General features: G+C 66.0%; 3 protein-coding genes. All 3 read right to left on the bottom strand.

Annotated features, from left to right (window positions below; translation table 11 throughout):
- Positions 1 to 1,152 (bottom strand): condensation domain-containing protein (locus tag RM2_RS20260; protein WP_245814064.1); only part of this gene is annotated, 1,152 nt, incomplete at its 3' end.
- A 6-nt stretch (positions 1,153 to 1,158) separates the two neighbouring features.
- The gene (locus RM2_RS20255) at positions 1,159 to 2,001 is read right to left on the bottom strand and encodes a 3-hydroxyacyl-CoA dehydrogenase family protein (protein ID WP_072691316.1); all 843 of its coding nucleotides are present in this window, start codon (positions 1,999 to 2,001) and stop codon (positions 1,159 to 1,161) included.
- A complete protein-coding gene (locus RM2_RS20250; protein WP_245814065.1) occupies positions 1,998 to 6,434 on the bottom strand; it encodes a condensation domain-containing protein in 4,437 nt (1,478 codons plus the stop codon). The genes RM2_RS20255 and RM2_RS20250 overlap by 4 nt, the downstream gene beginning before the upstream one ends.
- Positions 6,435 to 6,453 lie beyond the last annotated feature (19 nt).

The raw sequence follows: 6,453 nt of genomic DNA, 5'->3' as shown, positions 1-6,453 counted from the left end.
CGCCTCGACCCCAGCGTCGAGAACACTGACAACCCACTGTGATTCACCGGGACCGTCTACGTCGACAACCCAGCAACCCTCCCGGACTTCCACCGCGAAGGACTCTCCGTCGGCGGGCGATTCCCATCGATTCATCACGGTGACGGCACAATCGCCGAACCGTTCGATACCGAGCGGTTCCCGTACTCCCCCCACCACCGACCACGGGATCGGGGCGGACGCCGGCATATCCACCGACGCAACGAACCTATGCCGGCGCGATCGTCGAAGTTGCAGGCCCACCTGCCGCGTCAGCGCGTCGAACGTCTGGTGCGGCGCGAGGGCGAGTCGGACCGGTGCAATGCTGCCCTGCCACCGGTGTCCGAGCACCACATCATCGATACCTGTGCGACTGTGCCAGTACACCGCAAGTGCCGCGAGCAGTACGGCGGGCGGGCCGCCACCGCTGCGGCGAGCCAGCCGGGCCAGCGCGCCGTGGGCGGGAATCTCCACTCGCCGGGGGCTTTCCCGCTCGGTGGCCGGACCAGGCGGAGCTATCGTTCGAGGTACCCCGGTGAGCAACTGCTCCCAGTGGTGCCGGTCATCCGCCCACGCGTCACTCTCGCGGTAGCGCGCGTCGGCTGCGAGCCGGACTGCGGGGGAGACGAATGGCCAGTGTTTCGCCTGGCGGGGGTTTCGGTTCGCTTGTACGGCCTCGTAGATCTCGGCGGTGCGCCCAACCGCCGCCACCATGCCTTGTTCGTCGTTCACCAGTCGGTGGTAGCGCTGGAACCACCCGTATCGTGCATCCGGAAGCCGAAACAGGACGTGCGAATACAACGGTCCGGCGGCAACGTTCATCGGACGGTTCATCAGATGGTCTATCCATGTCGCCAACCGTCCACCGGGATCGCTCGACTCGGCTACGTCGATGATGTCCGGGCCGGTCACGGATCCAGTGCCGATGAGCCGGCCCGGCTCGGAACCTTCAAGAACGAAAGTGTCCTGCAGGCCCTCATATTCGGTCAGGGCCTGCCGCAGGGCGCTGCAGAAAGCATCTTCGTCGAGTGGGCCGTCAAGTTCGAGATACTGTCCGAAGGCGGCATCGCCCTGGCCGATGCGGAGAACCGCGCGCTGATCGTAGGTGAGTGGCAACATCTCACCCGTAGTCATGAAATCTCACCCGTAGTCATGAAATCCCTGTCCGGTCTTGCGCCCCAAGTGTCCGGCCTCGACCAGAGCGACGAGCGATTCGGGTGGGTCGTAGTGGTCGTCTCCGGTCAACTCGCGAAGCGCAGTCATCGTGTCGTGGACGTTGTCGAGACCGATCAGGTCGGCGGTGCGCAGGGGCCCCATCGGGTGGCCGAGACAACCCTCGAACAAGGCATCGACGGCTTCGGGGTCAGCGAGGCCGGCTTCGACTGTGGCTGCCGCCTCACCGATACACAACATGAGAACGCGATTCAGCACAAAGCCGGGTCCGTCACCGACGACGATGCCGGTCTTGTTCAGCGATTCGACGAGGGCCAGCGCACGGCTGAGCGACTGCGGCGACGTACGCGGGCCCCGCACCACCTCAACCATGTCCTTGAGCGGTGCCGGATTCATGAAGTGCAGGCCGACAACATTTTCCGGTCTGGTGGTGTTCGCCGCCAGCCTGTCCACGGGGATGCCCGACGTGCAGGAGGCGAGAAGTGCGTCGGGCGGGCAGACGCGGTCCAGTTCGGCGAACACCCTCGCCTTGAGGTCGATTCGTTCAGGAACGCATTCGATGACTACGGTGGCCTCAGCCAGATCCGACATCTGCCCCGTCCATTGCACCCGCGCCGCCACCTCTGCGGGTGTCGGGCCGCCGCCTCGGCCGAGCAGTATCGCCAGGCGCAGCGAGTCCCTCGTCCGCGAGCGGGCCAGTTCGACGACATCCGCGTCCGGTTCGACGACGATGACCTGGTGACCGGACTGAGCGAGGCATTCGGCCACCCCCGCGCCCATCGTTCCCGCTCCGACCACACCGATATTCATCTCGCCGCCTCCGAGGGGTGATCGCTGTCGTCTCGATCGACGTATTCCATCGCTACCTCTTGGGCGGGTAGGTCGGGATGTGCCACCAGTTCCCTCAGCAACCGGCGGAGGTCGGCGAGCATCGCGACCGCCGTACTCCGGTCGAACAGGTCGGTGGCGTACTCGAGTTCGAGAGTCAGTGCCGGTGCGGGCCCCCGGGTCCACGAGAGCCCGAGTTCGACAGGCGACGCATCCGCCCGTTTGTCAGCGTCACTCTCTCCGTCACAGCGCACCGGGAATTGCTTCGGTGCCGTCTCGGTTGCGACTGCATCCGAAGACAACTGCCGACGCACGGCCGACACCAACTCCGGGAAGGTGGGCTCGTCGGACATGTCGGCATTCACCAGCCGCGGTCGGGCACCCGGGACTGGAACGGTGTCGACCGCGACCCCGTCCTGCGCGGTATACCAGGCGAGAAGAGTGAGCCAGGCAGCGAGCAACTCCGGCATTCCGGGATCCTCGTCCAGGGTCTGTTTCACCCATCCCGGCACATAGCTGGGGTGTTCCGCGTGGTTCGAGGTTTTCCGGGGCCGGTCGGCCTGGACCAGCGGGGGTGGCATCGACAGCGGACGCGGTTCCGGCTCCTCTGCCGAGCCCGCAAGAAACACGGAAATATGCTGTGTCTGTGCCATATTCGCAACTGTTTCGAGGATGCCGAGGTACTCTCCACACAGCGCCGCAGCGGTCTGCTCGGTGAACAGTTCCGTGCTGAACTCGAGCCCGGCGGCCATGTCCTTCTCACCGCCGCGCTCCGTGGTGATGAGGGTGAGATCGAACTTGGCGGTACCTGACGGCACCCCGCCGAATGCGATGGCTGCGGGATCCTCCTGGTCGAAAAGCGTCTCGGTGAGCCCGAGTTGCGACTGCAGCCCGGGTAATTCCTGGTGGACATGACAGACGTCGAACAAGGGTGTCCGGCTCAGATCCCGATCGCCGGTCAGCGCCGTGACGACGTGGTCGAACGGGATCTCCTGGTGTTCGAGGGCACCCAGCACGACATCTCGTACTCGGACGAACAGTTCGGTGACGCTCGGATCGCCGGACAGGTCGGCGCGCAGTGCCACGGTGCTGTTGAAGTATCCGATCAGGCCTGCGAGTTCGGGCCGGTTTCGGCCGGTCGTCGGCGTCCCGACGACGAGATCGCGCTGGCGACTCCGACCCGCCATGAGAAGGTAGAACGCGGAGAGCAGCACCACGAACAGCGACACCGACTCGCGCCGCGCCACGACCCGCAGACTCCCTGTCAGTTCCGCAGATATCGTGAAGGTGTGGAATGCGCCGGTGAAGTTCTTCCGCTCCGGCCGCGGAAAGTCCGTGGGCAGCCGCAATAGCGGAATGTCGTCCAAAACCCCTCGCCAGTAGTCGAGTTCCTCGTCAAGCGCGGTACTCGCGATCAGTTCCCGCTGCCAGAGCGCGTAGTCCCAGTACTGGATGGGCAGTGGGGGGAGATCCGACGGACGATCTGCCCGGCGCGCCGCGTACAAGACGGGAAGTTCCTTCTCGAAGATTCGTGGCGAACCACCGTCGTTGACGGAGTGGTGCGAAGTGACCTGAAGAACGTGCTCGTCCGGGCCGATCTTCACCAGCAGTGCCCGAACCAGTGGATCAGTGGCCAGGTCGAACGGCGCGACCGCTGCTTCGTGCACGAGGGCGCGCGCCGCGGCAACCGGATCCACCTCGCCCGACACGTCTGCGGTCCGGAAGAAGTCTCCGAGAGATTCCCTGATCCGGAGTTCCGGTTCCCCGTCGACCTCCACGTAGTTGGACAGCAGCACCTGGTGCCGTGCCGCGAGATCGTCCCACATGCCCCGGACAGCGGACGCGTCGATCGGCCCGTGCAGGTCGCTCACCATCGGCAGGTTGTAAATCGTCGTCGCGGCGTCAAGTTGATGATGGAACCACATGCGAATCTGACCGTAGGACATCACGTAACGCTTCCGCGGTGAGATCGGGGGTAGTCCGCCGGACGGCGAGGTGCCGTCGTCGAGGAGTTGCGCGAAGTCCGCGACCTTTGGTCGCTCGTAGAGCTCGATGAGCTTGGGCCGGACCCCGTACCGCTGCGCCACCTTGTCGACGAGTTGCATGGCGATAAGTGAGTTTCCACCGAGATCGAAGTAGTCGTCGTCGGCACCGATGTCGTTCTCGCTGTGCAGCAACTCGCGCAGAGTCACTTGCAACCAATCGAGGCTGTCCTCGGGTTCCGAGGGCACCGATACCGGGTTTTGTTCCGGTGAGCGAACCTCCGGAGTCTGACTCCAATTCGGCGCGTCCGGGAGATCGAACCAGCACCGTGAGCCACGCATCGGGTGACCGGGCAGCCGTACCCGGAAGGCGGAGTCGTCGCCGAGGTCGACAGCCGCCCAGTCGAGATCGACCCCTCGCTCGTACAACCCGGCGAGGATGCTTGTCACTGCCTCGGAACTGTCTGCAGCGTATAGGATCTCCGCATCCGAACGGCCACCGAGAGCATCGGAGAGCAGTCGACCCATGCGCCCGCGTGGATTCGGTTCCACGAAGACGACGGGTCCGTCCGCGAGCATGTTCTGCGCGACGGCGACGACCCGGTCCGCGTCGATCGAGGAGTTCTCCGCTGCTGCGGCGATGTCGGCACCGGTCACCTCCGAGAGCGTGCCCAGCAGATGCCGGGCCGCGTACCGCGACACTCCTCCGCTGAGGACGGCGCTCACGCCGACGCCCGCGGCGCGCAGTTCCCGATGTACGGCGATCTGACCGGCGAGGAGATCCGCCTCCTCCCCGAGGGCCGGGAGTTCCGGCGGCAACGTAAGACCGCGCAGTCCCGTGGGCATCGGGTCCGGCGACAGCAGCAACGCTACCGACGGGGCACGCCGGGTTCCGGTCGCAAAGGTGTCTTCGCGCGCTGCAAGTTCCGTGGCACGCGCGCCGAGCAACTCCGAAAGCTCGGCGCTACTGCGTGCCTGCACCGCCACTCGGTGCTCGTGGTGCGGGCGACCACGATTGAGGGTCAAGACGACATCGTCGAGGTCCAGGCCGCGCACGGCGGTCGCCAGGTCTGCGCACAGGGCGGCCAGCGCACCCGCGCTCTTCGCCGACACGGCGACCAGTCGGGCCACGTCGGGCAGTCGGGACCTAGGCACCGGATCGCGCTGGGGCGGTTGCTCCACCACGCAATGCGCATTGATGCCACCGAGGCTGAACGAACTCACTCCGGCCCGCCGTGGCCCGCTCTCGTCGCTCCAGGTCCGCGCCTCGGTGACCACTTCGATCCCACCCTCGGCGAGATCGACACCGCCGGTCGGCCGCTCGAAGTGCAGCGAGGGGTACAACTCGCCGTGCTCGACGCCGACGATCGCCTTGACCAGGCCGGTCACCCCGGCAGCGTGGTCCAGATGGCCGATGTTAGTCTTCACCGAACCGATGGGCAGGACGCCCCGCCTGCCATCGAACGCGGTCGCGATTCCTTCGAGTTCGACGGCGTCACCCAGCGGCGTGCCCGACCCATGAGCTTCGAGGTACCCCGCATCGCCCGGGTCAAGTCCTGCAATCCGCCAGGCCTTGGAAATGACCGCCACCTGAGCCCGCACACTCGGTGAACTGATGGTGGCCGACGAGTGGCCGCTCGACACCGTTGCCGTGCCGCGAATCACGGCGTGGACCGGGACTCGATCGGCGCGGGCGCGGGCCATCGTGGTGAGGAGAAGCACGGCTCCACCTTCGCCCACCGCCGTACCGTCCGCGTTCGCGTCGAACGCCCGGCAACGCCCACCAGGCGACATCAGTTCGGCGGAGCCGGCGCCCATGTCCACACGGATTCCGTTCACGCGCAGGCTGACACCGCCCGCGAGGACGAAGTCGGCATCGCCGGACCGCAACTCCCGGCAGGCGTGATGTACCGCGATCAGCGACCCATTGCAGCCCGAGTCGACGGCGTAGCAGGGCCCGGTGAGCCCGAGGTGATACGCGATTCGTGCGGGCACGGCGAACGGGACGTTGCCCAGCGTGCTCAGCACACCCGGTTCCGCCCACATCGCCGGATAGGTCGAAGCCGCTGCGCTGAACACCACCGCCGTCGAACTGTCGCGGAAGTCCGCGGTCGAATATCCGGCGTCCTCGACGGCCTGGTACGCGAGGACCAACGCCAGTCGCTGCTGCGGGTCGATCAGCGTTGCTTCCCGTTTCGACAGGGTGAAGAAGGAGTAGTCGAATGTGGCGATATCCTCGACGAACCCCATCGGCTGGTAATCCGGCGGCTGGCCCAGCCCAGTCGCCTTCGCCCGTGTTCGCGACAGTGGACGCACCGAATCCCGGCCCGCGGCAAGGTTGGTGCGGAACTCCGCCAGGTTTGCAGCCTCGGGGTAACGCGCGGCGATACCGACCACGGCGATGTCCTCGTCATCCGGTGCGCGAAGTCGCATTGTCAAGATTGCCTCCCAA

The organism is Rhodococcus marinonascens NBRC 14363 (genome assembly GCF_001894885.1).
Lineage (GTDB): Bacteria > Actinomycetota > Actinomycetes > Mycobacteriales > Mycobacteriaceae > Rhodococcus_F > Rhodococcus_F marinonascens.
The sequence above is the reverse complement of the archived record's forward strand: the minus strand, read 5'-3'. Positions and strand labels throughout refer to the sequence as shown.